The following is a 2,368-nucleotide window of genomic DNA, read 5'->3' as shown; positions in this document are numbered from 1 at the left end:
CCGATCTTCAATGAAGTTTTCCGTCCGACTGCCGTAAGTTGCCGCGGAAGAGGCGTACAGGAAGGGAATAGTACGTTCTATGCAGTAGTGCAACAGCTCCTTTGAGTACTTATAATTATTATTCATAATATAATTACCGTCCCACTCAGTGGTGGAAGAACAGGCGCCTTCATGGAATACCACATCGATAGCGCCAAAATCATCGCGGGCGACTATGTTAGCGATAAAATCCTCTTTATCTATATAATCGGTGATATTGAGGTCGACAAGATTGGTATATTTAGTGCCGTCTTTCAGGTTATCCACCACCAAAATATCGTTGTAGCCGATCTGATTTAACCCTTTGACGACATTACTGCCGATAAAACCGGCCCCACCAGTGACAACTATCATCGGTTACCCTTGTGTGACTGACAGAGCTGTCACAACGTCAGCTCCTGATAATGGTCTTATCATAGCATTTCCTCCCCTGGCTTTATATCTTCCCAGTTGACCGCAAATGCGGTGTCGCAGCACGCACAAGCCGTTCTTTATCGTTTAGATAACGCAAATTTACTGGCATAGGTTTGCGGCTTGAACAGCAACGGATCGATCTCTTGTGATTGTAAATATTTTTACCATTCCAACAGAGAGAATAAGAAGTGTACTCCCACTACCTCAGCGGTATGACCGAAGCCGTGCTGCCAATGGGTTTGGGTTTCGCCACTGGCCAGTTCATCCATTTGCCCAGATTGATAGTGCGAATGTCCAGCGCATCCAGCACTGCTGCTAACAGCAGTTGTATCGGTCGGCGGCTGAGATCCCGACCAGGTTATAGCGGAAAAATGCGATCTATATTATTGGACACATGCGAAGCCAGGCCTGGCGGCTGGGGACGAGAAAGGCGCCGTTGACATGGTCCACTAGTTTCGGCCGCACCACGTCGCAACAATAAGCCGGCACCACTTCCGGTACGAGACTGCTCAGTTTGTCGATCATTTTTCCGCGGTGAAAGCTAAAGAGTAGAGTAGAGATAATCATCGCGTAGTGCAATGTGCAGTATTGCAAATTCAGATCCGAATCGATCATCAGGATGCCATCGGTGCGAGCCTGTTAGCGGCGCCTGCGTTTTAATCAGGAGGCTGAGAAAAATTTGCTTATAGGGTAATCGCCGCCGCGAGTTTCCATCGCTGAGCGTGGCGCGCATCGTGCATGAATGCGACGGTATTTGGCATTGGCATTGACAACGGTATTTAGCATTGACAAAGTAAACATACCCAGCTTCAGGATGAATCTCCGCTTGAGAGCGCAGCCTCGACGCCGGCGACATATTTTTCAATGGTAAACTGCTGCGGCGAAGGCGCTAATTGGTACGTTGCGTCAGCACTGGCCAATGGCTTGCACGGCGCGCCTGCGCCAGTCGGCGAACAAAAAGTATAGGTTGTGCAAGATCTCCTTGCTTAGTTTGGCGTACAATGGCTGCTGACGTTGTACGATGAACTGGGTAGGAATACCTATAGCATTTAGGACGTCGCCGATGGTTTCTTTATGGTTGCGCCGATAATTATAGTAAAATATCACGTAATATCAAAGAGGTAGCGGTCGATATGTTTGAGAAGCCATAACAGTTTGTTAGTGCTGATCTGCTGCCCTATTCTTTATCGTTATTCAACAGCAGAATTTTCAACCGACCTTATGGCATCATCATGCTTTTCCACTGGACAGACTATCTATAAGTTTAGCGCATAGTAACATAGATGCTATACCACTCACTATTTCACCGCGGTAAGGAGGTGAACCACAGTTATTGATGCCAGGCAGGAAAAGGTGGATCGGGCTTGCTAAAACGTCCGGTATTATGGCCGCGGTTCCTGGGAGGCGAGGAAGCAATCGGGCTACCCTTTTCCTTCTGATGGCCTAACGCTAGCAACACCCCGTCGAAGCCCCTTTGCCTGAGAGGCTAGCGAAGGTTGCGCGTGTCGTCGGCCGCCAATTCAAAGACGTTAGTTTTGCTTGTGTCGGGCGCTTGCTGTTGTCAGGTTTACCGAGATCAATCTTACCGGCATCAGGCGTCGTCTCGCCGCGCAAAATTCTCCGCCAAGTCTCGGCGACGCTTGATGCGATGGCGCTTAACATGGCTTCAGCATAGACGCTTCGGCATAGACCGGAGGCTGCGCTTGGCCACTCGGACAGCAAGGCACGTCACCGCAGAAAGGATGCCGGCGCGTCGATGCCGGTTTGCCCACCGGCGGCGCCGCTGTAACCGGATCGGGCCGCTCATTGAGCAGCATGCTCGGACGTACCAGCACAATATCGCCTGGCAGAGATAGCAGCATCTGTTGCAGTACACGCACGGTAGCGGGATAGGGATGACCGATAGCGATAGCAG

General features: G+C 50.3%; 4 protein-coding genes and 1 pseudogene. All 5 read right to left on the bottom strand.

Translation table 11 applies throughout. The annotated features are described in order from the left end of the window. Positions 1 to 393 (bottom strand): NAD-dependent epimerase/dehydratase family protein (locus tag BG74_RS18040; protein ID WP_244267445.1); only part of this gene is annotated, 393 nt, incomplete at its 3' end. A 438-nt stretch (positions 394 to 831) separates the two neighbouring features. Next, on the bottom strand, positions 832 to 1,068 hold the full coding sequence (locus BG74_RS08060) for a hypothetical protein (protein ID WP_066597707.1): 237 nt from the start codon (positions 1,066 to 1,068) through the stop codon (positions 832 to 834). 291 nt (positions 1,069 to 1,359) lie between these two features. Beyond that, positions 1,360 to 1,560 (bottom strand): hypothetical protein, encoded by a 201-nt coding sequence (locus BG74_RS08055; RefSeq protein ID WP_066597705.1) that lies wholly within the window; start codon positions 1,558 to 1,560, stop codon positions 1,360 to 1,362. Positions 1,561 to 1,902: 342 nt separating this feature from the next. Then, positions 1,903 to 2,115, bottom strand: a complete 213-nt coding sequence (locus tag BG74_RS14090) for a hypothetical protein (RefSeq protein ID WP_187202795.1) — start codon at positions 2,113 to 2,115, stop codon at positions 1,903 to 1,905. Next, positions 2,109 to 2,368: pseudogene (locus BG74_RS20855) on the bottom strand (divergent polysaccharide deacetylase family protein); the annotation flags it as partial. The gene BG74_RS14090 and the pseudogene BG74_RS20855, both read right to left, overlap by 7 nt.

The sequence above is a fragment of the Sodalis-like endosymbiont of Proechinophthirus fluctus genome (assembly GCF_001602625.1).
Lineage (GTDB): Bacteria > Pseudomonadota > Gammaproteobacteria > Enterobacterales > Enterobacteriaceae.
This window is presented reverse-complemented; position numbering and strand designations above follow the sequence as displayed.

Coding starts and splice junctions, on each gene's coding strand:
- BG74_RS08060 (WP_066597707.1), bottom strand. CDS start 1,068: ATGATCGATTCGGATCTGAATTTGCAATACTGCACATTGCACTACGCG.
- BG74_RS14090 (WP_187202795.1), bottom strand. CDS start 2,115: ATGTTAAGCGCCATCGCATCAAGCGTCGCCGAGACTTGGCGGAGAATT.